Annotated in this window: 19 protein-coding genes; 7 read left to right on the top strand and 12 right to left on the bottom strand. The window is 57.8% G+C overall.

Features of this window, described 5'->3' with window-relative positions; genetic code table 11:
* Positions 1–10: 10 nt before the first annotated feature.
* The 11 genes from AC1ECN_RS31650 to AC1ECN_RS31600 form a co-directional block, all read right to left on the bottom strand.
* The gene (locus tag AC1ECN_RS31650) at positions 11–364 is read right to left on the bottom strand and encodes a cupin domain-containing protein (RefSeq protein ID WP_477955154.1); all 354 of its coding nucleotides are present in this window, start codon (positions 362–364) and stop codon (positions 11–13) included.
* A gap of 27 nt (positions 365–391) precedes the next feature.
* Positions 392–1,315 (bottom strand): 2-hydroxyacid dehydrogenase, encoded by a 924-nt coding sequence (locus tag AC1ECN_RS31645; protein WP_477955153.1) that lies wholly within the window; start codon positions 1,313–1,315, stop codon positions 392–394.
* A 10-nt stretch (positions 1,316–1,325) separates the two neighbouring features.
* Complete coding sequence (argE, locus tag AC1ECN_RS31640; protein ID WP_477955152.1) at positions 1,326–2,450, bottom strand: acetylornithine deacetylase; 1,125 nt, start codon at positions 2,448–2,450, stop codon at positions 1,326–1,328.
* A 266-nt stretch (positions 2,451–2,716) separates the two neighbouring features.
* A complete protein-coding gene (locus AC1ECN_RS31635; RefSeq protein ID WP_477955150.1) occupies positions 2,717–3,691 on the bottom strand; it encodes a threonine/serine dehydratase in 975 nt (324 codons plus the stop codon).
* A 157-nt stretch (positions 3,692–3,848) separates the two neighbouring features.
* On the bottom strand, positions 3,849–4,844 hold the full coding sequence (locus AC1ECN_RS31630) for an ornithine cyclodeaminase family protein (RefSeq protein ID WP_477955148.1): 996 nt from the start codon (positions 4,842–4,844) through the stop codon (positions 3,849–3,851).
* 55 nt (positions 4,845–4,899) lie between these two features.
* Positions 4,900–6,357 (bottom strand): NAD-dependent succinate-semialdehyde dehydrogenase, encoded by a 1,458-nt coding sequence (locus AC1ECN_RS31625; protein ID WP_477955146.1) that lies wholly within the window; start codon positions 6,355–6,357, stop codon positions 4,900–4,902.
* Positions 6,358–6,819: 462 nt separating this feature from the next.
* On the bottom strand, positions 6,820–8,154 hold the full coding sequence (locus AC1ECN_RS31620; RefSeq protein ID WP_477955144.1) for an NAD(P)/FAD-dependent oxidoreductase: 1,335 nt from the start codon (positions 8,152–8,154) through the stop codon (positions 6,820–6,822).
* Between the two features lie 164 nt (positions 8,155–8,318).
* Positions 8,319–9,197: an ABC transporter permease gene (locus tag AC1ECN_RS31615; protein WP_477955143.1), complete on the bottom strand. Its 879-nt coding sequence runs from the start codon at positions 9,195–9,197 to the stop codon at positions 8,319–8,321.
* A gap of 35 nt (positions 9,198–9,232) precedes the next feature.
* Positions 9,233–10,183 carry an ABC transporter permease gene (locus AC1ECN_RS31610; RefSeq protein ID WP_477955142.1) on the bottom strand — a complete coding sequence of 317 codons (951 nt, stop codon included), beginning with the start codon at positions 10,181–10,183 and terminating at the stop codon, positions 9,233–9,235.
* A 64-nt stretch (positions 10,184–10,247) separates the two neighbouring features.
* On the bottom strand, positions 10,248–11,918 hold the full coding sequence (locus AC1ECN_RS31605) for a peptide ABC transporter substrate-binding protein (RefSeq protein WP_477955170.1): 1,671 nt from the start codon (positions 11,916–11,918) through the stop codon (positions 10,248–10,250).
* A 37-nt stretch (positions 11,919–11,955) separates the two neighbouring features.
* A complete protein-coding gene (locus AC1ECN_RS31600) occupies positions 11,956–13,620 on the bottom strand; it encodes an ABC transporter ATP-binding protein (protein WP_477955140.1) in 1,665 nt (554 codons plus the stop codon).
* 796 nt (positions 13,621–14,416) lie between these two features.
* Between AC1ECN_RS31600 and AC1ECN_RS31595 the strand changes: the two genes are divergently transcribed.
* From AC1ECN_RS31595 to AC1ECN_RS31580, 4 genes are all read left to right on the top strand, one after another.
* A complete protein-coding gene (locus AC1ECN_RS31595) occupies positions 14,417–15,292 on the top strand; it encodes a GNAT family N-acetyltransferase (protein ID WP_477955139.1) in 876 nt (291 codons plus the stop codon).
* A gap of 437 nt (positions 15,293–15,729) precedes the next feature.
* Positions 15,730–16,398 carry a haloacid dehalogenase type II gene (locus AC1ECN_RS31590; protein ID WP_477955137.1) on the top strand — a complete coding sequence of 223 codons (669 nt, stop codon included), beginning with the start codon at positions 15,730–15,732 and terminating at the stop codon, positions 16,396–16,398.
* A gap of 147 nt (positions 16,399–16,545) precedes the next feature.
* Positions 16,546–17,682 carry a phosphotransferase enzyme family protein gene (locus AC1ECN_RS31585; protein ID WP_477955135.1) on the top strand — a complete coding sequence of 379 codons (1,137 nt, stop codon included), beginning with the start codon at positions 16,546–16,548 and terminating at the stop codon, positions 17,680–17,682.
* 14 nt (positions 17,683–17,696) lie between these two features.
* On the top strand, positions 17,697–19,049 hold the full coding sequence (locus AC1ECN_RS31580) for an aspartate aminotransferase family protein (protein ID WP_477955133.1): 1,353 nt from the start codon (positions 17,697–17,699) through the stop codon (positions 19,047–19,049).
* Between the two features lie 406 nt (positions 19,050–19,455).
* On the opposite strand, the gene AC1ECN_RS31575 is transcribed toward AC1ECN_RS31580, so the two are convergent.
* Complete coding sequence (locus tag AC1ECN_RS31575) at positions 19,456–20,127, bottom strand: haloacid dehalogenase type II (RefSeq protein ID WP_477955131.1); 672 nt, start codon at positions 20,125–20,127, stop codon at positions 19,456–19,458.
* A gap of 592 nt (positions 20,128–20,719) precedes the next feature.
* Here AC1ECN_RS31575 and AC1ECN_RS31570 point away from each other — a divergent pair.
* From AC1ECN_RS31570 to AC1ECN_RS31560, 3 genes are all read left to right on the top strand, one after another.
* Positions 20,720–21,721, top strand: coding sequence for a phosphotransferase (locus AC1ECN_RS31570; RefSeq protein ID WP_477955168.1), 1,002 nt, complete (start codon positions 20,720–20,722; stop codon positions 21,719–21,721).
* An 8-nt stretch (positions 21,722–21,729) separates the two neighbouring features.
* A complete protein-coding gene (locus AC1ECN_RS31565; protein ID WP_477955129.1) occupies positions 21,730–23,100 on the top strand; it encodes an aspartate aminotransferase family protein in 1,371 nt (456 codons plus the stop codon).
* Positions 23,101–23,222: 122 nt separating this feature from the next.
* Positions 23,223–23,888, top strand: a complete 666-nt coding sequence (locus tag AC1ECN_RS31560) for a GntR family transcriptional regulator (protein ID WP_477955128.1) — start codon at positions 23,223–23,225, stop codon at positions 23,886–23,888.
* The last annotated feature ends 315 nt before the right edge of the window (positions 23,889–24,203 follow it).

Here is a 24,203-nt window from a genome sequence, read left to right as displayed (position 1 = left end):
TATGGTGCGGTTACATCACCGTCACATAGATCTTCCTGACGGTTTCGATGGTGTGCCAGGTGCCTGTGAAGCCCGGCTTCATGACAAAACTGTCGCCCGTCCTGTATATAACCGGCTCGCCACCATCCGGTGTGAGTTCGACGACACCATCGAGGATATAACAGAACTCGAAGGTCTCGCCCTTGATCGAGCGTGTGATACCCGGCGTCGCTTCCCAAATCCCGGTATGGACGAGCCCATCCCGAGCGATATCCTGCGCCCAGGTCTTAAACGACGGATCACCCGAAATCAGCCGCTCGGGAACGGGTTTGGATTCGCGCGGGGCTTCGGTGCTGTTGGGGTCGATGGTCTTGAGAAGGGACATGATTTCTCCTTGCTGTCCTGCCGTGATTCAGTAGCCGCGGGCGCGATCGACCAGGCCGATTGGGTCGAGGCCGGCGCGATGGCGTTCGATGTTTTCAATCACTGCGCGGGCCGCACTTTCGGGCTGCGTCACGCTGGCGATATGGGGCGTGAGTATAATGTTGGGATGCCGCCAGAATGGATGTTCAGACGGCAGGGGTTCCGGTTCGGTGACGTCTATAACCGCCCCCGAAAGGTGCTGCTTGTCGATCGCATCGACGAGAGCACCATGATCGAGCTGTGCGCCTCGGCCGACGTGTACGAGCGCCGCTCCTGGTGGAAGCGCTGAAAAGAGGTGCGCATCGAGAACGCCGCGGGTCTCCTCCGTGAGCGGAAGAAGGCAAACCAGAATGTCGGTATCTCGAAGAAAAGACGTTAGCGAATTAGCGCCGTGATAACAGCACACTCCCTCGATCTGCCGCGGAGAACGGCTCCAGCCAGACAGCGGAAAGCCGAATGGCTTTAATCGTTCGATGACGGCCTGTCCGAGCATGCCGAGGCCGAGCACGCCGATCCGTCGCTCCCCGGCCTGCCGGACCGGCAGCGCTTGCCACCTGCCTTCGGACTGCTGCCCCATATAGGCCTTGAGATTGCGGTGAAGTGCCAACACGGCCAGCGTCACATATTCCTGCATCATACGCACGATACCGTCCTCGACCATGCGAACGAGCTTGACGCGCGGCGGTAGCGTTTCGACCCGGAACTGGTCGACGCCGGCTCCGATCGAAAACACGATTTCGAGATTTTTGAAACGGCCGAGATCGGGCGGCGCGGTCCAGGTCAGGACGTAGCTGACATCGTCGGGATCGCACTCTGTCGCGTCTGTGACGAACGGGAGATCGGGCAGATCCCGGGCGAAGGCCTCGGCGAAGACGCGCCCTCTTTCTCGATCGGAGTTGAACCAGAAAGCCATCAAAATCCCCTCAGCTTACAAGCGTTTCAGCGAGCCGCTCGATCATCGCCTGACATGCGGCGAGTTCGTCGATGCGGATGTACTCGTCGGCGCGGTGGGCTCGCGCGATATCGCCCGGCCCGCAGATGATCGCGTCGATGCCCGCTGCCTGGTAAAGCCCGGCTTCCGTGCCGTAGCTCACCGCCGCCTGCGTCTCGACGCCGGTCAGTTCTTCCATCAGCCGGGCAAGCGGCGCATCAGCGGCAAGCGACAATGCGGGGTAGCTGCTCAAAACTTCCCACGCAGTGTGAAAACCCTGCTGCGCCAGCGTATCGACGGCATGCTTTACCGGTTCAAGTACGTCGGTAGGCGCGACGCCGGTGATCGCACGCGCTTCTATTTCCGCCGTGAGAAGATCGGGGATAATATTCACAGCTTGTCCGCCGGATACTGTCCCGATCTGGAGCGAGGAATAGGGCGGCTCAAAGCCTGGGTCCAATCTGCTGCTCTGCAGTGCCTCACCTGTGCGAACGGCGGCGAGAAGAACATGGGCGAACGCGTGGATCGCGTTCAAACCTTGATCGGGCCGCGACGAGTGGCCGGAGCGCCCTTGGATCTCAATTCTTGCAGCGGCCTTCCCCTTGTGGGCACGGATCGCGCGCAGGCTGCTGGGCTCGCCGATGATCGCGCCTAAGGGACTCGCACAAAGCTCCGGCAGTTGACGGATGAGATGGGGAACACCCCTGCAGCCGGCTTCCTCGTCGTAGGAAAAGGCAAAATGAAGAGGCTGCGTCAGCTGCAAATTGGCGATCATGGGGAGAGCAGCGAGCGCGGCGGCGAGAAACCCCTTCATGTCGCTCGTGCCACGGCCGAAGAGGCAATCATGTCCCTTTCGCAGTTGAAACGGGTCCGATGTCCAGTTAGCCTCAAGCGCGGGAACGACGTCCATGTGTCCGGAGATAATATAGCCGGACCTGTCTCTTGGGCCTATCGTAGCGAACAGATTGGCGCGGTCGCCTTCAGGTCCCGGCAGGATGGTCACTTTTGCACCGCAGCGCTCGGCATAGTCCCTGATCCATGCAACGATGCCATCATTCGGCGTGCCGACGACGGAGGGAAAACCGACCAGCCGGTCGAGTATTTCCGTGGCGTTCATCGCAGGGTCTCCTTGCTGTTACCTTCTTGGCAGCGCTCTGATCTCCACAATATCGCCTGGTGGGGCTATTTCCTGCCGAACGCTTCGTCAGGATCAGCAAAATCTATCGAATCTCGATATTCCGAAGCAGGATGTTTCGTGCGAGGCGCACACCGCACTAATGAGCAGTCGAGCTACTTTGGTTAGCGACAGCGCTGCCAGCAATCGCGACCATTGCGGTGCGAATTCGTTGCGTGCGGATACAACAAGCATCACGCACGGTCTGGTTATTCCGAGCCGGCCTTGTATATGTCGGCAAGATCCGTCAGGTTCCAATTGCCACCGGTCAGGACCGCACAAACCTTTTCATCCCGCCTGATTTTTATAGAGCCCGCGAGCAGTGCCCCAATTCCGATCGAAGCCGCGGGTTCGGCGATCAGTTTGGCATCGTTAGCAAGTGCGCGCATGCCTGCGATGATGTGCTCGTCTTCGACGAGAATGATTTCATCGACATATTTCTCAATTATTGGATACGGGTTCTGACCTGGAACGCTAATTCTCAAGCCATCAGCGATCGTATTTTTCAGAGGCAACGACGTGCGCTGCCCGTTGATCCGACTCTGATAGTATTTCGGCGTCAAGGCGGGCTCAGCACCGATGACTCGGACCGACGGTTTGGTTTCTTTGATGGCGGTCGCGATTCCTGAGATCAGGCCTCCACCGCCCAAGGGAACAATGACCGTGTCCACGTCCTCCAGATCTTCCAGAATTTCACAGCCGATTGTGCCCTGACCGGCCATGACCAGTGGGTCTTCGAAGCCATGGACGGTCGCGTAGTCGTTCTCTTCGGCGATTTCGTAGGCCCGCTTCCACCTCGCGGCGGTGTCACCATCAATGACGATGACCTCGGCGCCCAGTGCTTCGGTATTGGCAATTTTAATCCTGGGCGTGGTGGCCGGAACAATTATGACAACCTTTACACCGAGCATTCGCGCCGCGTATGAAAGCCCTTGGGCATGATTGCCCGAGGAACTGGCGATAACTCCGTTTGCGATGGCCTCCCTGGGCAGGGAAAGCATCTTGTTGAGAGCGCCACGAACTTTGAATGCGCCTGTAATCTGTAGGGTTTCGGGCTTGAGATAGAGCTGACAACCTGCAGCCTTTTCGATCTTCTCAGCACGCAGCAACGGCGTGTGCCTGATATGGGGTGCCAATCGTTCACGGGCTTCCCGAATGTCCTGAATAGTCGGATAGTCTAGCATGATGCCGCTCGCCTTAGTATGTTAGAATTGGCGTTTCCTTGACGCAAAGGATCGCCCTGTTCGGATTGAGTTGTTTTCCGGCATCGGATCGCGAGTGAACGACGGTACCGCCGATTGTGGACCTTCTAGCCGCGTTGCCAATAAACCCTACCAAAGGTCAGGACTCGAAGAATTCGAAAAACGTCCCAACGCTTCTTTCCATTGCATTGCCATAGATCTTTGACGCAGTTGTATTGTCTTGAATGGCCATTCCCGTGGAGTCGAAAATGGTCACCTCATCGTCGCGTTCTCTTCCAGCTTTCCTTCCCAGCAATATCTCTCCGATTTCGCCATGGATCCCGTCCTTGGTGATGACGTGCTTGGCGAGCGGATGCCATGTTTCGCCTTTCTCGCTGCACTGCGCAATCGAGTCGACGACGACTTTAGCGTTCCTGAAAATCTCAGGATCGAGTTCCTGTTTGCCCCGTTGATCCGTGCCGATCGCGACGATATGCGTGCCGGGTTTTACCCAGTCGGCTTCCACGAGCGAACCTCTTCCCCGCGTCGTCGTAATCAGGATATCGGCCTGCTCGACTGCATCCTTCTTGGAAGGCGCAATGACGACGGAAATGCCGAACTCGCTTTCAATATCGGTTTTGTAACGGGAAAGCGTATCCGCGCTGTGGTCCCATGCATGGATCTCTTCGATATTCATGACCTCCCGGATCGCGCGGATCTGCATTCTCGCCTGATTTCCGGTCCCGATCGACGTGATCCTTCGAGCGTCTTTCCTCGCTAGCACCTTTACGGAAACGGCGCCGGCGGCGCCGGTTCTCAAGCCCGTGATCAGGCTTCCGTCCATAACGCAAGTTAGTGCCCCGCTTCTGGCGTCGAACAACAGAATGGTCCCCATCCCGCTCGGTAGGCCAAATGCAGTCGGATTGTCGACAAACCMTCCCGAGGAGGTTTTCATCGAAATGAGTTCATTGGCTTTGTAGTGGCTGAGCTTAAAATCGATTTCGCTACCCGGTGACGGGAGATGCATTCCAATATAATCGGGTTGCTCCACCTGGTCGCTGTTGAAGGCCCTATATGCCTCCTCCACGGCGCCGATCACGTCCTTCATACCGATCAATCCGCGGACATCTTCTTTCTTGAGAAGCAGAGTTTTCACGAACATTCTCCCATCATTGGTGCAAAGGCAAAGACGTTAGGTTCGGCCCGAGAACTTAACCCAGACCGCCGATGTGGAAGCTCTTCATTTCCAAATATTCGTCAATTCCCGCCTGAGCGCCTTCGCGTCCAAGACCGGATTGCTTGACGCCGCCGAAAGGAGCCACTTCGGTCGAGATCGCACCAGTGTTGAGGCCGATCATGCCAAATTCCAGCGCCTCGCCGACCCGCCACGATCGCTTCAAGCTCTCGGTGTAGAAATAGGCGGCAAGGCCGAACGGCGTACCGTTGGCTATCGCGATCGCTTCTTCCTCCGTCTCAAATCGGAAGAGTGGAGCGACGGGGCCGAAGGTTTCCTCGGCCGCCAGCAGCATCTCGATCGTTGCACCGGTGAGCACGATCGGCGTTGCATATTGCTTGCCGTCCACCGTCGCGCGCCCGCGTGCCGAAATCTTAGCCCCCTTTGCAACCGCGTCTTCCACGTGACGGTTGATTTTTTCTATGGCTGCGGCGTTGATCATTGGACCGATATCGATGCCGGCCTCGACGCCTGGACCGACTTTCATGGCGTTCACCCGGGCGCCCAGCTTTTCGGCAAAGTCGTCATACACGCCGGACTGTACCAGGATGCGGTTAGCGCAGACGCAGGTCTGGCCGCCATTGCGGAACTTCGAGGCGATGGCGCCTTCGACGGCAAGATCGAGATCGGCATCATCAAAGACGATGAAGGGGGCGTTTCCGCCGAGCTCGAGACTCAATCGCTTCACGCTGTCTGCGGCGCCGCGCATGAGGAGAGAGCCGACGCGCGTGGAACCGGTGAAGGAGATCTTCCGCACTGCTTCATTCGCCATCATTTCGTTGCCGATCTCGGCGGGCATGCCGGTGACGATGTTGATGACGCCAGCGGGAATGCCGGCGCGCTCGGCAAGGACACCGAGGGCGAGCGCTGATAGCGGCGTGAATTCCGATGGTTTAATGACAACGGTGCATCCTGCGGCCAAGGCGGGAGCCACCTTGCGGGTAATCATAGCGTTGGGGAAGTTCCAAGGTGTGACGATCGCGCAGACGCCGACCGCCTCCTTCAACACGACGATCCGACGATCTGCCGTTGGCGACGGAATAGTGTGACCGCCGATGCGACGGGCTTCCTCAGCAAACCATTTTACGAAGGAAGCACCGTAGCGGATCTCGACGCGTGCTTCATCGAGCGGCTTGCCTTGCTCGAGGGTGAGGAGCAGGACGAGGTCCTCGATATTCTCGATCATCAGCGTGTACCAACGCTCAAGCAGGGCGGCGCGTTCGGCGTTGGTCTTCTTCTTCCACGTCACGAATGCCTTGGCTGCCGCGCTGATCGCAGCACTGGTCTCAGCCTGGCCCATATCGGGGACGGTACCTATAGACGTCTGGCTAGCGGGGTCGATGACATCCATCGTCTTTGAAGAGACGGCTCCCACCCAAGAGCCGTCGATGAGGCCGGCTTGACGAAATAGATCCTTGTCCTTCAACTGAAGCATACTGTTTCTCCCTGGCGATCAGTCATTACTTTTAATGCCTTGCGTCTTCATTCCATCGCGCTGGACGTTAGCCCGGCGGATCCCTCAAGACGGGCGTCGGAAGCTGCGGCATCGGAGATCGATATTTGATCCAGCGACCTGTTCGACATAATCTTAGCGATGAACAGGAAGCAGTATGCGCTGGTCTGGGCTGCCTGGACGAAACAAAATAATGTGGTTGGTTGCTCAACAGTGTTAAATGCGGAGAACACTCCAACGGGAGAAAAAGCACAATCTGGGCACCGCCGACGCATTGCTTCGCCACAAGCCGTTACCTCACATGCTGCTACACCACATTTACGGCGTAGACGATTGGAACTTTCCTGCAGAGACGTCTGGATCATTGGCGGCGAGCTCCCGCGAACCCGGAAGGAAGTAATCTCACCGTTTAGGGTGCCCTCTGGGCAAATCTGGTGTCAGCGGCTACATCATTTCCGGACGCCTGATCGCAGAACCGTCGATGAACCGGCTCAGTTTGTACGGTGAGATGTCCGTCATCGGCGTTTCATTCAGAACGATCTCACTCACAAGCCGGCCGGCTCCTGGTCCGATAGCAAAACCATGTCCGCTGAATCCCGCGGCAATCACGTAACCGGGCAGTTGCTCCACTCTTGAGATAACGGGCACGAGATCCGGAGAGGTATCGATGAGCCCTCCCCAAGCGCGCTCGACTCCAATCCCTTTTAGTGCGGGGTATTCGCTCTCAAGGTTCTTCATGGCGAGTTTGACAAGTTCAGCGTCGGGCGCCGGATCGAGAATGCGGTTCTTTTCAAACGGCGAGATCTCGTCGTTCTCCCAACTGCCGAACGCATCGGGACCACTCCAGAAGCTGCTGTTGAGGCGATATTTGAGCTTCTTGCTGATCTTGCTGCGATACATCTGGTAGAATTTGAAGGCGCATCGCATTCCCCGCGGCGTGATGTCGAGCGTACCGTGTCCGGGCACGGCAACCGTGTAGGAGCCGTCTGTCCGACGCCGCAACACGAAATTTGAAGCCGAGAGGCATCCTGCCTGGATGACTTCGGGGGCGGGGGTTGTCTTGATCGCGGTCCCGGAAATGTTTGCGACCGGAAGCTCAATGCCATAACGATGAGAAAAGCGGGAAGCCCATGCTCCGCCAGCGCATACAACGGTGTCGGCTTTCACAAGTCCTCGTTCCGTCCACACTCCTGTTACCCGGCCGTTGGCAATGTCGAGGCCCCGAACGGCGCAGTTCTGATGGAGCGATACGCCGTTTTCTTTCGCGGCCTCGGCGATGGCGGGCACAGCGAGGCTAGGCTCCGCTCTCCCATCGGTCGGAGACCAGACGCCGCCGACCCAGGAGGATGTGCCACCTGAAGTCCGCTCGTTTGCTTCGGAAGCATTGAGTAACTGGCTGTGAAATCCCTGAACGCGTGCAGCCTGGCCCCACTTTTCCCACCGGGCTACATCCGCCTCGTTTTGGGTACAGTAAAGTATCCCGCTGCGACGAAACCCAAGATCGCGGCCTATCTCGGTGCCCAGTTCCTCCCAGCGCCGCAGACTGTACATGGCAAGAGCCAGTTCGTGCAGGTCGCGGTTCTGCTGGCGGACCCATCCCCAGTTGCGGCTTGACTGTTCGCCGCCAACGATGCCCTTTTCGAGCAGAGCCACGGAAACCCCTTTTCGAGCAAGCTCGTAAGCCGTGCAGGTACCGACGATACCTGCCCCAATGACGACGACATCGACCTCGGTCGGGAAGGAGGCGCTGTTAGTTACTTTCTGAACGTCGACCGGCATAGTCTTTATTCCCCTGGCAATATGATCGAATTCTMACCGTCCCCGACAGGAGCGCTGGATCCCACAAAAGTATTCATCGCGAGCAGGAGACGGACCTGCCCCGCTTGAGGGCGGTCACGTCTAAATTTGTTCCAACATCTGAGGCAGCGGCTACCATTCCGCACTCAGTTGTGGTCGCCCCGCACATCAAGTGCATCGCGAAGTCCGTCGCCAATGAAGTTGAAGCTGGTGACCGCGATGGTAATCGCGGCGCCCGGAATGATTGCCAGCCATGGCGCGCTGCCCAGATACTGTTGGGCGCCATTCAGCATGTTGCCCCAGCTGGGCAGCGGCGGCTGGATTCCATAGCCGAGGAAGCTGATATAGGCCTCCATGAGGATTGCGCGGGCAATCGTCAGGGTGGAGGCGACGATAATCGGCCCTATCGCGTTGGGTAGGATCTCGCGGAACATGATATGGGTTCCGCTCAATCCCAACATGCGCCCGGCTTGCACGAATTCCCGCTCTCGCAGGGAGTGGACCTCGGCCTCGACAATGCGCGCAACCTCCATCCAGCTGCTGGCGGCGATCACAACTGTGATCATGATCGGGCTGGGCTTGAGAGCAGCCGCAAGAGCGAGCACCAGAAAGATCGACGGAAACGCCAGGAAACCATCGACCGTCCGCATCAGCGAAGCCCCGATCCAGCCGCCGCGGTATCCGGCGATGACCCCGACGACCGTTCCGACAAGAGTGGACAAGAGCATGGCGGAAAAGCCAACGAGAAGGGAGGTCTGACCGGCCATGAATAGCCGTGCGGCGACGTCTCGGCCTAGGGGATCAGTGCCGAGATAATGATGGCCGGTGAACGGGCCTGCAAAGCGCGCGCGCAGGTCGATATACAGGGAATCATATGGAAGAAAATGGGGTCCGACGACGCAACACAGCGTCAGAGCTATGATCATCGCCATGCCCAACAGGGCCAGATGGTGGCTCATGAAGCGGTGAGCAGCGCGGTTGTTCCACCAGCGGTCCGATCCCGGATTGATGACGATAGCGGTCATGACGAGTGCCTCCTGTTGGGCGTTAACTTAGGCGCTTAGCTCAAGCGGATGCGGGGATCGATGATGGCCAYGGCTATGTCAGCAATAAAATTGCATCCTACTACCAATATGGCGGAGAACATCAGCAGTCCCATCACTACAGGGTAGTCGCTGTAGCCGAGGCTATCGAGGAACAGCCGACCCATTCCCGGCCAGGTAAATACAGTCTCTGTGACCAATGCTCCGGTCAGGACGCTGGGAAGCTGCATTCCCGCAAGCGTGATCATTGGCAGCAGAGCGTTGCCGACGACATGTTTCATCAAGATCCGCCGCTCGCTCAAACCCTTGGCGCGAGCCGTTTTGACGAATTCCTGGCTGATGACGTCAAGTGTCGCGGATCGCATATAGCGGCTCCAGATGGCGATATGGACCAGCGCCAACACCACACTCGGCAGGATCAGGTGATGCAGATAATTCAAAACCGAACCGTCGCCGATCGTGTACATGTTGCCGGCGGGCAGCCAGCCCAACTGGAGTGTAAAGACATAGATGCCGATAAGCCCGAACCAGAAGGTCGGGATGGACAAAGCGACCATGGCGCCAACCGTCGCCAAATAGTCGAAGGCCGAATAGCGGTGTGTGGCGCCGCGAATGCCGATCCACGTTCCGATACCGATGGCGATGACGGTGGAAGACCCCATCAACAACAGCGTTGCGAACAGGTGACGACCAATCACACTTAATACCGTCGAGCCGTCGCGGAAGGAGTGACCCCAATCGCCCTGCAGAAGGCGCCAGGCCCAGTCGAAATACTGTATCCACAGCGGACGGTTGAGCCCCAGTTGTTCTTTAAGCCGGTCGAGATCGTCCTGGGTCATGCTGGGATCGAGCCCAAACTGTGCCAATGGGCCACCCGGGATCAGGTTCAGGACAACGAAGCCGATGACCGAAACAATGACGAGCAAGATGAGGCTCTGGAGTAACCGGTTGAGTAGGAAGCCGCGCATTCGTTAATCCTCATAACAGCGTCAATGGAATGGCCGCCGCCGCAACGGGCGGCGGCGGCGTAGGTCAGCTCTTCCAATGCCATCCAGCAGCATGCCAGGATGCGACGCGGGTGTTGGAATTCGCCTTGAAGCCCTCCAACCCTTCCTTGCGCCCGAACACGTTGGTGTAGGCAAACAGAGGCAGGAACGGCAGGTCCTGACGGACGATTTCCTGAACACGCAAATAGATGGCGCGGCGTGCTTCCGGATCAAAGGTCTGAGCGCCTTTCTTGAGCAGCGCATCGACCTCGGGGTTCGAGTATTGGCCCGTATTCGAGCCCTTCCCGCCCTTTGCAGCAATTGCACTTGTGGCGAGCCGGTTGGTGACGTCGGGGTCGGCCGCAATCACATTGGTTACACCGGAGATCGCTGTGTCGTACTGCGATTTGAGCCAGAAATCGCCCCACATGACTGCGCCGGGTAGATTCGAGATGGTCATTTCGACGCCGATTTCGGCGAACGACTGCTGCAGGAACTGCTGCACCTGCTCACGCAGATTGTTGCCGGCCGTCGTCGCATTGGAGAACGACAACCGAACGCCGTCCTTCGCACGGATTCCATCCGATCCCGGTACCCAGCCCGCCTCATCAAGGATCTGACGCGCCCGGTCGAGGCTGTATTCCTGCGCCGGCAGGTCCGCATTGTAGTAGTAGGAGTTCTGCGGCATGAACGTCTCGGTGAGGTTGCCTACGCCATAATAGATCGCGTCGATAATCGCTTTTCTGTCCATGGCGGCGTAAAGCGCCTGGCGCACGGCGGGGTCCTTGAATTGCGGCCTCTCGAGATTGAGATAGATCGACTCGACAGATGCCCCAGCCTCCAATGTCACCACGCGACCCGACAATTTGCTGGCTTCCTCGTAATGGTCCGCGGTAATGAATGCCTGGTCGACGAGGTCGATGTCGCCGCTCTTGAATTGGGTGTAGAGCACCGTCATGTCAGGAATGTATTTTAAGACCAGCCGCTCCAAATAAGGGCCTTCTCCGACATAGTCCGTGTTCGCGACGAGTTCGATATGGTCGCCTGCAATACGCTGCGCCCATTTGAATGCGCCGGTGCCGACAGGCGCCTGATTGAAGGCGGCAGCGTTCGGATCGGCCTCTTTTCCGAGAATGTGCTTGGGGACCATGAAGGTTTCGGCGAGAAACGACAGGTAGGGGGCAAAAATGCTCTCCATCCGCCAGGTGATCTCGGTCGGCGAGACCACTTTGATGTCGCGCACCAGTGAATGGCCGCTTGTCCGCCACGCGCGGAAGTTCGGGTTGGTGATGAGTTCGAGAGTGAACTTCACGTCCTCGGCCGTGAAGGGCTCGCCGTCGTGCCAGCGGACGTCGTCACGCAGACGAACGCGCCACTGCAAGCCGTCTTCCGAAATGCTGCCATTCTTCTGGCTTGGCACTTCGGCGGCGAGATTGGGCTGAAGAACGCCCTGGGGGTCCATCCGAAAGAGCGCATCGAACACCGAGAAATGCAGGGCATCATCGACTTCAGTATGCGCCATAAGCGGGTTGAAGACGGTAGGTTCTTGCGAAAGCCCGACGACCACGCGGCCGGTCGGAGTTGTTGGAAGGTTTGCCGCAAACGCGGGCTTGCCGAGCAAGTTGGGTGCGACAAGGAACGCAGCGCCGCCTGCCGCCATTAAGCGCAGAGCATCGCGTCGCGAATAGGTCGATTTGGTGGTTAGATCCTTGGTCATGATTTCTCCTCCTTGAGTGGCGATCTCGCCGTGGCTATCAAATGTTCGCGGCAATCGGCCGGGTGCTCTTCGGCCGCTCTCCAGGTATCGCCGCCACCAGCTCGCGCGTGTAGGCAGATTGCGGGTCCAGGAAGATTTGAGATGGCGGACCGCGTTCAACGATCCGGCCCTTTTGCATCACTGCAATTTCGTCGCAGATCTGGCTGGCGACGCGCAGGTCATGGGTGATGAAGATCATCGATACGCCGGTTTCGCGCTGGATCTGGTCGAGAAGTTTCAAGATCTGGGCCTGGATCGACACATCCAACGCCGAGACGGCCTCGTCGGCGATCAGAAGCTTAGGCTTGAACATCAAAGCTCGAGCGATGCCGATGCGCTGTCGTTGTCCGCCGGAAAATTCGTGCGGATAGCGACCGAAGGCACCTGCATCCAGTCCCACATGGGACAGCAGCGCCTTCGCCTCCTCCCGGGCCTCGGCATAAGGCATTCCGTGGGCAACTGGGCCGACTGTAAGAATCTGCCCAATCGTCGAACGAGGATTCAAGGACGCGAATGGATCCTGGAAGATCATCTGGATCCGCGGTCGCATTGAGCGAAACGCCGCTTCGGATAGCTTCGCAATATCGTGGCCGTCAAATAGTATCCGTCCGCCGTCACTGTCCATCAGCTTGATCAGCAACCGCCCGAGCGATGACTTGCCCGAGCCGCTCTCGCCGACAATCCCCAAGGTGCGCCCGGGCGCCAGGTCGAACGATACATCATTCACGGCGGTGACAATCCGCTTCTTGCCGAAAAACACGCCGCTGCTTCGATAGGTCTTGACCAGACCTTCGACCTTAATGACCGGTTGGGCGGGAGCAGCGTCTTCATGCGCGCGATCTCTGCCGATGAGGTGGGGGACAGCGGCAACAAGGCGTTGCGTATAGGGATGGCGGGGTGCCTTCAGTACCTGTTCTGCACTGCCTTGTTCGACGATATGGCCCTTTTCCATTACGACCACACTGTCGGCGATCTCGGCGACAACACCAAAATCGTGGGTGATGAACATCACACTCATGCCCTTGCGGCGCTGGATGTCGCGGATCAGTTTCAGGATCTGGGCTTGGGTAGTCACGTCCAAGGCCGTTGTCGGCTCGTCCGCTATGAGGACCTTAGGCTCCAGTGCTAATGCCATCGCGATCATAACGCGCTGGCGCTGCCCCCCCGACAGTCGGAAGGGGTACTGGTGGTACATCACCTCCGGGTCCGGCAGTCCCACTTCCGTGAGCAGGTCAACCACACGGCTTCGGCGCGATGCCGGCGTTCCGACATTATGCGCCGCCATCACTTCGGCGACCTGCTCACCGACTGTCATCAGCGGGTTCAAAGCCGATAACGGATCCTGGAAGATCATCGAGGCGACACGACCGCGCAGATTCCTCAGTTGTTCAGGAGAAGCCCCGACAATGGCCGTGCCTTCGAGATGAATCGTGCCAGCCGACACCGGTATCACCTTCGGCAGTAGCCCCATGATCGTGTTGGCAGTCACCGATTTGCCCGAACCGGACTCGCCGATGATGCACAAGATCTCTCCGCGCTTTAGATCGAATGATATGTTCTCGACGGCGAAAACCCGCTCCATCCCTTTCGGAAGGTTGATACTCAGGCCGCGCACGGAGAGCGCAACCTCGTTCACGCGCAAAGTCTGGATGCTGGCGATCATCGAGTTATCCTCCTGTTCACCGCAGATGATGCGGCGGTTGTGACGCCCCTGCGGGGGAACGGCGCATGCTCTATTAATCCAAGCAGTAATTCAGGCTGCCGAGCTCCTACCGATAAATGCAGGATGTTTTCAGATGGGCGGCGGCTCTGCGTCTCCTCCAGGCGTGAAGCCCTTTGATCGTCACGACATCTTTGTTCGCGGTGTCTTGTAAGGAGATGCCGTTTGGCGTCCTCTGCTATTGCACGACATGCCACGACCGAATGAGGCTAGTATCGACTTCTTCTGCCGAAGGAGTCACTGAAATACGCTACCGCGACAGCATGAAATTCCGAAACGGTCGGCGCCTTCAGCACTTCTTGACGCTCTTTGAAGACCAGACTGAGTTTCTTATGAATTATTTCAATCTATTAGGAAGCAACGCCGTCTTCGTTAGGGAGCACCGACGTGCCACGACGAACTTCAACGCTGACTTTCACAGTGCGTCTAGCGACCGCCACCCGCACGTGAGCAACTTCACCTCTTCGAACTAGCTCTGATCTGCGCGCGGCCCGCCCGCAGCGTGTGGAATTTCGCAGTGACCAATCGCGAAGTTGCGTTGTGATCGGCGCGATGCTACGTGATGGCGCAAGGGTTTGGTACTGCCCGGCGCACGTATTTCGGAAGAAGATTTCGAACCCTGAGGGCAAATCAGTGAAAGATGCCGGGTCTGATGTGCAATCATGAGCTGATTGACGCTTGGTGATAACATTGCCGAGGCCGTTGCACTTGTTGAGCGGGCATAGGAGTTCAAAGTCAGATGGCGAAATCAGTTCGACTCAAGTCATTCGAATTGGTGGCTCGGGACATCAATGAGATCGATGTCGGCTCGCTGCATGCGTTGTCCGTGGCGGTTGGGTGGCCACACCGTCCCAAAGACTGGGATTGGATCCGCCAGTTCGGCCGGGGTATCGCGGTAGTGGACGACATCGGCCGGGTATTCGGGAGCGCCATGTGGTTTCCCTATGGCCAAGACGTTGCGACGATCGGCCTGGTCATAACCACGCCGCGCTCTCAGGCTCAGGGTAATGCGCGTTGGCTCATGGAGCAGGTATTCGAAGAATGCCGCGGAAGAAATCTGTATCTCAATTCCACTCGTGCGGCACACAATCTATATGTCTCGCTGGGTTTTGCAAACGAAGCGACCGTGTCGATGTACCAAGGTATAGTTGCTTCCTCCCTCCCCGATTTGCCGGCAACGAACGGCGATTTGATCGAGGCTGGAATTGATGCACTCGGGCAGATCGTCGAACTTGATACTCAGGCGTTCGGTTGGAAGCGCGAGGAGCTAATCTCAGCGCTAGCCCCGATATCCACCATGCAAACCCTTTGCCGGAATGGGGAGATCGTCGGCTATTCCGTATGTCGGGAATTCGGTCGCGGCCATGTCATCGGTCCCGTCGTGGCAAGCAATGACGATGATGCACTTCAGCTTATTGCCGTCCATCTACGGAATCTGAAAGGGCAGTTCGTGCGTGTCGACACGCGGGAAACAGGACCATTGGTCGATTTTCTTCGCGCGAGTCACCTTAAAGTGGCCGAACGGGTCACGACTATGTCGCGGGGCCGACTCCTTTTGAACCGTAAGGCCGGCGAGCCTTGGGTTTATGGCTTGGCTGGTCACGCACTCGGATGACCGCAGCCCGTCCCCATGATGTATGGGCTTGATCTCTTTGGTCGGGCCGTACTCGCGACAGGCTGATCGGAGCGGCTCGGCGTGCCAGCTCTTGCGTAGCTCCAATTATGGCGTCTCGACATTCGAAGCAACCGCTTTCGAAGCCACCTAGGTATTCCCACTATCTCCTTCTCCTGCGACCATTGAGCCGAGCGCGGTGCTGCCTTCGGCTTCGACACAACGCTCCTCAGTGCAAGTCGTGGACGGCGCACTTCGGTGGAGCAACAGGTCAACTTCGGACACGACTAAACTGCCAGACGTGGTCTCTGCGAAAGGTCGTGCGGGATTCGCCGCAACTGCAAAAACTTCTGCTGAAAGAAGAAGCTTTCCGGCACACTCTGCCAAACAACTCCAACTAAGCTCCGTCTATGCCGCTTAGTTCAAAGGAGCCCAAGAACATGGACCGCTTCAGGCCAAAATACGTAACATTCGATTGCCACGGTACGCTGATCGACTTTCAGATGGCAGGAGCCGCTCGTGATCTGTTCGGTCATCTTCTGGATGGGCAGAGCATGGTCGAATTCATCAAGAACTTCCAAGCGTACCGTATCGATGAGGTATTGCAGGACTGGAAGCCCTATGCCGACGTTGTTCACAACGCATTGGAGCGCACCTGCCGCCGCAACAACATTGCATTCCGGCCCGAAGACGCCGAAACCATCTATAACCTCGTAGCGACATGGGGACCGCATGCGGATGTCCCCGAGGGGCTAGCCAAATTGGCTAAGGAAATCCCCTTGGTAATTCTCACGAATTCCATGGTAGCCCAGATCCCGTCGAATGTGGCGAAGCTCGGCGCGCCCTTTCATGCAGTCTACACCGCAGAAGAAGCGGGAGCCTACAAGCCGCACCTAAAGGCGTTCGAATATATGTTCGACATGCTCGGATGCGGACCTGAGGACATAACGCATGTTTCGTCGTCTTTCCGTCACGACCTGATGTCCGCCTATGATCTCGGCATCAAAAGCAAAGTGTGGGTCAACCGCGGCCATGAGCCGGCCAACCCATATTATGAATACACGGAGATCCGCGATATTTCGCAGCTGCCCGGCGTTTTCGGACTCTGATTTGAACTCGGGCAACAGCGGTCCAGGAGCGAAAACCGCAGGGGCCAGTCAGCAAAGCCAGAGTGCCCGCTCTGATCTAGTCAGAAATAGATCAGAGCATTCGACTTCGCAGGACGAAATGCACCATGAACAGCGAGGATCTTCAAATTGGGCGATCATATTGGGCTTGCTGCTGATCAGGAACGAGGCGGGCACAGCAGCTCGGAGGCTGCGGGCTCCCGTCACCTGCCGTATGCCGCAGCGTCGACAGAAGCCTATTTTCGTGCCGCAGCCGCGATCCTCTCATTGCCCCCAGACAAGTCGGAAGCGGACATGTCGGCGACGCTGCTCAAGCGGCACTACGGACTGAAAGGATCGATCACGATCTTATCCTCCGAGGTCGAACGCACTGCTGAGGTCTCCCTGTCCGACGGCCGCCAATTGATCCTGAAGACATCGGCACGACGCGAGGCGATCGACAGTTTCCGTTTCCAAAGCGCCGCCTTGGCGGCGCTACAAGGAAGCGAGGGATTTGCTGCACCTACAGCTATCCGCACCAATGGCGGCGCGTTGATGTTTGAGGACGAGGGTATAAGTGGTTACTTGCAGACCCGAATTGAGGGCATTTCCCTGCACAAGGAGACGCTTACTCCTGACCTCCTCTTTCGTACCGGTAGCGCTCTCGGCCGTCTGGACCTAGCCCTTACGCAAGTCAACCTACCCGCAGCCCACCGCCCCATTCTCTGGCATGTCGGGTGCTGGCCACGATTGATGGAATTGGAGGAGCACCTACCGTCTGGCAGCGTTGCCGAAAGCGTTCGGACCGCGATGACGGAGTATATGAGGTTCGTCGAGCCGCAGATCCCGAACTTGGAGTGGCAGGTCACGCATAACGATCCTAGCCCTTTCAACACAATCGTTACCGGTCAGGGCTTGGGTTTCATCGATTTCGGCGATGGCTGCTGGAGCCCTAGAATCCAGGATCTGGTGATCGCGGCAAGCCACGTCGTGGCAGACCCGGCCCTTCCTTTGGGCGGAGCCGAACATCTCATTTCGGGCTATGCTGCCGTCGTCCCACTTTCCGCTTTGGAAGCAAGGCTGTTGGTTGGACTCATGCGCGCACGCCAAAGTGCACTGATTTTGGTCAATTATTGGCGCTCCCACCTCTTTCCGGCCGACGCGCAATACATCAAAAAGAATGTTGCTCGTGCCGAGCGCGGGCTAACAATCCTGGCGCCTCTTTCTACCGCATCAGGCGAAGCGGCGGTCCTCGCCGCAGTGTCACAGCCGTCGCCGCAACTCTAAGACAGGCAGCAAACATGTCCACAGACCTTATGCCCAACCGCTACAGACCAGGCGAGTCCGACCTCCCAGCGCGCGAGGCTGAGTTGATTGCCCGCCGTGACGCAGTTTTGGGAGCATCTTATCGGCTGCAATACCGACGGCCCGTTCATTTCGTTCGCGGCGAAGGCATGTGGCTCTATGACCCCGACGGGCGAGCCCATCTGGACTTCTACAATAACGTTCCTTCCCTCGGTCATTGCCACCCCGAGGTGAACGCGGCGATGGCTGAGCAGGCCGCTCGAATAAGCGCCAACACACGATATCTCGAACCAAGCCTCGTCGGCTATGCCGAGCGGCTGGTCGATACATTCCCCGGGGAGCTTGACCGCGTAGTCTTCACTTGCACAGGCAGCGAGTCCAACGATTTGGCCCTACGGATCGCGCGTCTTGCGAGTGGTGGCGAGGGCGTGATTGTCTCGTCGCACGCCTATCACGGCACGAGCGCGGCTGTGGCGGCGGTTTCGCCGAATCTGGGCGAAGCGGTTAAGCTCAGCCCGTTCGTGCGCATGGTTTCCCTGCCCGGCCCGGCAGGGATACCTCAATCGCAAGCCGCCGACTTTTTCGAGGCTCAGGTTCGTTCAGCTATACTGGATCTGAAGCGTCGCGGCATAGGCGTTGCCGCCCTGCTCATAGACAGTATTTTTTCAAGCGATGGCGTATGGGTAGATCCTCCCGCCTTCGTTGCCGGCGGAGTCTCGGCCGTGCGTGACGCGGGCGGCCTTTTGATCGCCGACGAAGTTCAGCYAGGCTTTGGGCGAACTGGCAGCCACATGTGGGGCTTTGAGCGGCACGGGATCGTTCCGGATCTCGTAACGCTGGGCAAGCCAATGGGTAACGGTTTTCCGATTGGTGCGGTCGTTGGCCGCAAAGGGCATATGGAGCGGTTTGGCGCCACCGCTAGATATTCAAATACCTTTGCCGGTAACACGGTTGGAATTGCGACGGCGGACGCCGTACTGACAATCTTGCAGCGCGACCAAATCCCTCAAAACGCCCTTGCCATGAGCGAGCGGCTCAGAGCTGGGCTGGAGGAGGTGGCAAGGAATCATAATGGGGTTCGTGCAATCCGGAATGCGGGTCTCTTTTTTGGCGTCGACATCGGACCCGATGGGATGCCAACTCCGGAGAGGCGTGTGATGGCTCTGGATCTGGTCAATGCAATGCGAGATGATCGCGTGCTTATCAGCACGACAGGCGCCAATGAAGATACACTGAAAGTGCGTCCTCCGCTCATCTGCCAAGCCGAACACGTCGATCTGTTTCTTGAATCCATCAAACGTGCTCTTAACAGGGTTGAACCTGATGGGCAGGTTGCGGCCAGCGGCTGACGGCCGGCGCGCATGCTCACCGACAGCGGATCGAGCGGTCGTCGACAAAGGGTAATGCGAGCTTCAGGCAGACTGTCACTGTTCACTTCCCGATCGCGCTAAGATAGCCGATTGTTGAGACGCTCCGGTGTCCATTGTTCGGAAACAGGGGTGGAACGGCTTTGTTAAGCCCCGGATACCAATCGGAAACATCGACAGCGGCAGAATACAACAGTGCCCTAAGCCCGAGGTGCCCTTGGGTCCGGTTCGGGGGTTGCACTTTGATTGCAAAGGCAGCAGGTCACTAACGATCCCGACTGCCATGTCAGCTCGTTGCAACCGATAAAGAGACAGGGCGAAATTAACCGCCCCGATCTCATCGTAGGCAACAKCGCCTGAGAGCCAGTTTTCAGGCGAAATTGAGGGCTCATTCCAAACCAACGGCCGCGGCTAACCCACCGATATCCYTTATCTCGGTGTATTGGTAGAAGGGATTGGCCGGCTCATGGCCGCGGTTGACCCAGACCTTGCCCTTGATGCCTAGGTCATAGGCGGTCATCAGGTCGTAGCGGAAGGATGAGGACACATGGGTAATGTCTTCAGGCCCGCAGCCGAGCTTGTCGAGCATGTACTCGAAGCCCTTCATGAGAGGTTTATATGCCCCGACTTCTTCTGCCGTGATCACCATATGGATGGGGGCGCCAAGCTTTTCTACATTCGACATGATCAGGTCGTTCATGGAGTTCGACAGGATGACCAGCGGAATTTCCTTGGCCACCTTGGACAGTCCTGCTGGGACGTCCGCGTGCGGACCCCACGTAGGTATTTCGTCATAGATCCGCTGCGCATCCTCCGCTTTGAACGGGATACCGACGCGTTTGCAGCTGCGTTCGATGGAATTATGCACCACTTCGAGGAGAGGTTTCCATGGCCCTAACACTTCGTCGAGGCGATAGCCTCTAAAAGCCTCGACCAAGTCCGCCATCGCCTTTGGCGAGAGACGCTCGCCGTAAACGCGCCGCGCAGCGCCGGCCATATCGAAATTGGTGAGTGTGCCGTAGCAGTCGAAGGTGACGTACTTCGGTCGAAATTGGGTCATGACGTGTATTCCTTTCAATTTTCACGACACAGTGTGCCGATACAAGGTTGTCGGGGCATGCTGCCTGCCTAAGAAAGGGCCGCGGCTCGTACTCCCGCTGGTCAACGACGCAGGTACTTTCGAGAGTCCGTATTTGATCAATCTCTTTTCCTTGCCCTTTTTGGAATCGAGCTAATCAACCAAGCCGAGCACTCAACCTTGCCTACTGGATTCCGGTGAGCGGTGATACAAAACCATAACTTCGCGACTATGGCAACAGGTTGTACAACAATTTTTGAACTGGTTTTTCGAGATGCTACTGTGATTGCTTGGCGTACAGCTGTCATACGAGCGATCTGGCCGCCGTTGAAATGATTGATATAAGTAGACAATTGTGGTTTGCGAGAGCGCGTGATTGACTGAAGGAGTCGAACTTTTAGAGAAAGGCTTCTCCCGCTAGAAAATTATTGTTGTACAAAAATGTGGATTGTGGGATAACAACTTCATCGAACTGCCCATTCTCGAGGCAGGACCGACGAATGAGTTGAAGATGGATCAAAAGCATCAAAGTGGGCCAGCCCGCGCCGCCGAACTCTCCGAGGCGTGCCATCCTGTGGGCAGTGAGGAAGCTGAAGAGATCGCTGAACGGCTTTATGGCGTGCGCGGCTCGGCCACACGCTTCGAAACCGAAAAAGACGACACATTCCTCCTCGATTGCGCAGGCCAGGGGGAATTCGTCTTAAAGATCGCTCATCCGTCAGAGAGGATGAAGGAGCTCGATTTTCAGGTCTCCCTGATGCGCCATGTCGAGCAGCGGGCACCTGATCTGCCCACCCCACGTGTACACCGCTCCGTCAATGGCGCGGATTTGCCCACTGTCGCGACCCATGCCGGCGAGCGGCGTGTCGTGCGGCTTATCACCTTCCTGCCCGGTACTCCGCTCGATCGGACGTCTTCAACGGCCCCGCAGCGCGAACGGATCGGCGAAGCCCTGGCAAAGCTGCGTCATTCCATGGCCGATTTCTCGCATCCCGCAGACGACCGGGCGCTGGCATGGGACGTCACCCATCTGCTCGATCTTTCCGATCTGTTGAGCTTCATCCCAGAGGGTAGCAAGCGCGCCTGGACTGTCCGCGCACTCGAGCGGTTTGCCGAAATCAAGCCAAGACTCGACCTGTGCCGGCGGCAAGTGCTTCACAATGACTTCAATACGTCGAACCTCGTCGTTGATGCTGATAGCCCGCAGTTCCTGACTGGGGTGATCGACTTCGGCGATGCGGTCCGTACCGCCATCGCCGTTGACGTCTCCACGGCGCTGATGAATCAGATGCCAAAGACCTTCGACCCTGCGAACCGGCACGACCTGTTCGACGAACCGCGCGATGTTCTGCGCGGCTATCTCCGCCACGCCGAACTGACAGAAGAGGAGCTCCAGCTCATCCCCTTCCTGTCGATGGGCCGTCTTGCGGTCCGTGCGCTATTGACGTGCTGGCGCGCTGAAATCTTCCCCGATAATAGCCGCTATATCCTTCGCAATACCGAGGCCGGCTGGGCCCACCTGGAGTGGTTCCACTCGATCTCGACCGCTCAGATCTCCGATCTTCTGACACGATAGGAACTGTCATGCCCAAGCAAGCGACTACCCTGCCCAAAGGCTTTCGTGGCGACATGCCGAATGGCTTCAACCCCCAGGACACGTCTCATCTCACAACGGAAGATCTGGCGCATGTCGCCAGGCGGCAAAGGCTGCTCGGGCCTGCTTATCGGCTCTTCTACAAGTCGCCGGTGGAGATCTCGCGTGCCAAGGGCGTCTTCCTCTATGACAAGCACGGCAACGAATATCTCGACGCCTATAACAATGTCGTATCATTGGGTCACTCTCATCCGCGTGTCGTCGAGGCGATCCAGAAGCAACTCGAGAAACTCTGCACCCACACGCGTTATATGCAGGAGCCTCTGCTGGACTATGCCGAGGCCTTGATCAGCACATTCGGTGGCGAACTCGGCCGGACCGGATGCGCGATGTTCACATGCACAGGCTCGGAAGCCAACGATCTCGCATTGCGTATTGCGCGTTACCACACAGGCAAGACCGGTGTCATCGTCACAGCCGAAGCCTATCACGGCAACAGCGGTGCGGTCGCGGCAATCTCGCCGTCGCTCGGCAAGAAGTCGGCCCTTGATCCCTATCTTCGCACTGTCGCCGCGCCGGATTCCTATCGCCTGCCCGTCGAGGAAATTGCTCGGCGGATGGCGGAGGATGTCGCGCGGCAGATCGCAGACATGGAGCGACACGGTGGTGGCCTGGCTGCCTTCATCGCAGACTCCGTCTTCTCCTCCGACGGTCTCTACGTCGATCCGACGGACATATTGGCGCCGGTGGCGGAGGTAGTGCGCAAAGCGGGCGGCCTGTTCATCGCAGACGAGGTGCAATCGGGATTCGGACGGACCGGTACCCATCTCTGGGGTTACCAACGTCACAAGGTCGAACCAGACATCGTCACCATGGGCAAGCCTATGGGCAACGGCTATCCCGTTGCCGGCGTAGTCCTGCGGCCCGAACTCGTCGCCGAATTCGGATCCAGCATGCGCTATTTCAACACGTTTGGCGGTAACTCCGTCGCCATTGCCGCCGCACAGGCCGTGCTCGACACAATCCTCGACGAGGGTCTAATGGAGAACGCCGCCAGGGTCGGCGGCGAAATTCTCCAGGGTCTCCGTGACCTCCAGAAGAAATATGATTTCGTCGGCGATGTTCGCGGGGCCGGTCTGTATTTCGCAGTCGAACTCGTTAAAGATCGGGACCGGAAAACGCCAGACATGGACCGTGCGCTTGCAGCCGTCAACGCCTCACGCGACCGGCGCATCCTCATTTCCGCGACAGGAGCGGACGCTCATATTCTAAAGATCAGACCTCCACTCATCTTCACATCGGCCAACGCGGCGCGTCTGCTCGAAGGCGTCGACGATGCACTTCGGTCGGTGATGGTCTAGGACCGGCCACGAAGCGGCCAGCGGCCGCTCGACATCTCCCTTGCCCTACGCCGTCACATGTGGCGTAGGTATCGTGAAAACAAAACGCGACCGAAGCCAGAGCCAAACCGCCGCTGCAAGCCATGAACCAAGCAAAAGATCATCAGACGAATGTCGAGCCCTTAGCCGTTAGCGCGGTTGAAATCCTGACTGAGGCTTTGCGGCGGCGCATCTTGTCCGGAGATTTCCGGCCGGGCGAGTTCCTCCGCGACGTGAAAATGTGCGAGGAGCATTCGACCTCACGTCACACATTCCGTACAGCGGCCCAGGTGCTTGTCACGCAGGGCCTGCTGCGTCAGATACCGAACCGAGGTTTTCTTGTGCCTGAGTTTGGGCCTGACGACATTGTAGATATTACACGCGTTCGGGGAGCAATCGAGGGCGAGGCCATTCGTCTGATTGTGATGACCGGGATCATCCCTTCTCAGGCGTTGGAAGCAGTCGAGCTTATGCATAAGTCGACCCTATCCTCCGACAGATCCTTGCTGGTGGCTGCGGACCGTGACTTCCACCGGGCGATTATTGCCGCTAGCGGCAGCGCTCGGCTGAAGCGAACCTATTCGGGCCTCGAGGGTGAGATTGAACTTCTTCTCGTGCAACGGCAGGAGTTCTACGCCACTGCGGAAGAAATGGCGGAAGAACACGAAAGGCTCATTCACAGCTTGCGGAGCCGCCACTATGATACCGCGCGAGAGGCGTTCAACGAGCACTGGGAAGATCTCCGGATCAAATTACTCGATCAACGCTGACCAGCGCTTCGTGCGGAACTTGACAGCGCGACAGCATACGCTCGGCGGCGCTTTGGTAAGTCCCTGCCTAACGCCAGTACAGCACGCGCTTGGATATCCGCGTCCTGCCCCGGCGACTTAACCAATTCGGCATCGGACAGGCCGAATTTCTGGACCTTCATGGATTTCTCCCGTTTGCCAAAAGCCATCTAGGGGCGGGTGACCCTCCCCGCCTAGGCCGGATCCATGAAGATATCCCCCATCCAAACCACGCCCCTTGAGGATTCGAACCATCGGCACTCTTCTTTCTTCCCCATCCAATCGGTCCTGTAAGAC

Source organism: Rhizobium sp. 01N447_2, from assembly GCF_056399245.1.
The sequence above is the reverse complement of the archived record's forward strand: the minus strand, read 5'-3'. Positions and strand labels throughout refer to the sequence as shown.

Coding starts and splice junctions, on each gene's coding strand:
- AC1ECN_RS31650 (WP_477955154.1), bottom strand. CDS start 364: ATGTCCCTTCTCAAGACCATCGACCCCAACAGCACCGAAGCCCCGCGC.
- AC1ECN_RS31645 (WP_477955153.1), bottom strand. CDS start 1,315: ATGGCTTTCTGGTTCAACTCCGATCGAGAAAGAGGGCGCGTCTTCGCC.
- argE (WP_477955152.1), bottom strand. CDS start 2,450: ATGAACGCCACGGAAATACTCGACCGGCTGGTCGGTTTTCCCTCCGTC.
- AC1ECN_RS31635 (WP_477955150.1), bottom strand. CDS start 3,691: ATGCTAGACTATCCGACTATTCAGGACATTCGGGAAGCCCGTGAACGA.
- AC1ECN_RS31625 (WP_477955146.1), bottom strand. CDS start 6,357: ATGCTTCAGTTGAAGGACAAGGATCTATTTCGTCAAGCCGGCCTCATC.
- AC1ECN_RS31620 (WP_477955144.1), bottom strand. CDS start 8,154: ATGCCGGTCGACGTTCAGAAAGTAACTAACAGCGCCTCCTTCCCGACC.
- AC1ECN_RS31615 (WP_477955143.1), bottom strand. CDS start 9,197: ATGACCGCTATCGTCATCAATCCGGGATCGGACCGCTGGTGGAACAAC.
- AC1ECN_RS31605 (WP_477955170.1), bottom strand. CDS start 11,918: ATGACCAAGGATCTAACCACCAAATCGACCTATTCGCGACGCGATGCT.
- AC1ECN_RS31600 (WP_477955140.1), bottom strand. CDS start 13,620: ATGATCGCCAGCATCCAGACTTTGCGCGTGAACGAGGTTGCGCTCTCC.
- AC1ECN_RS31595 (WP_477955139.1), top strand. CDS start 14,417: ATGGCGAAATCAGTTCGACTCAAGTCATTCGAATTGGTGGCTCGGGAC.
- AC1ECN_RS31590 (WP_477955137.1), top strand. CDS start 15,730: ATGGACCGCTTCAGGCCAAAATACGTAACATTCGATTGCCACGGTACG.
- AC1ECN_RS31565 (WP_477955129.1), top strand. CDS start 21,730: ATGCCCAAGCAAGCGACTACCCTGCCCAAAGGCTTTCGTGGCGACATG.
- AC1ECN_RS31560 (WP_477955128.1), top strand. CDS start 23,223: ATGAACCAAGCAAAAGATCATCAGACGAATGTCGAGCCCTTAGCCGTT.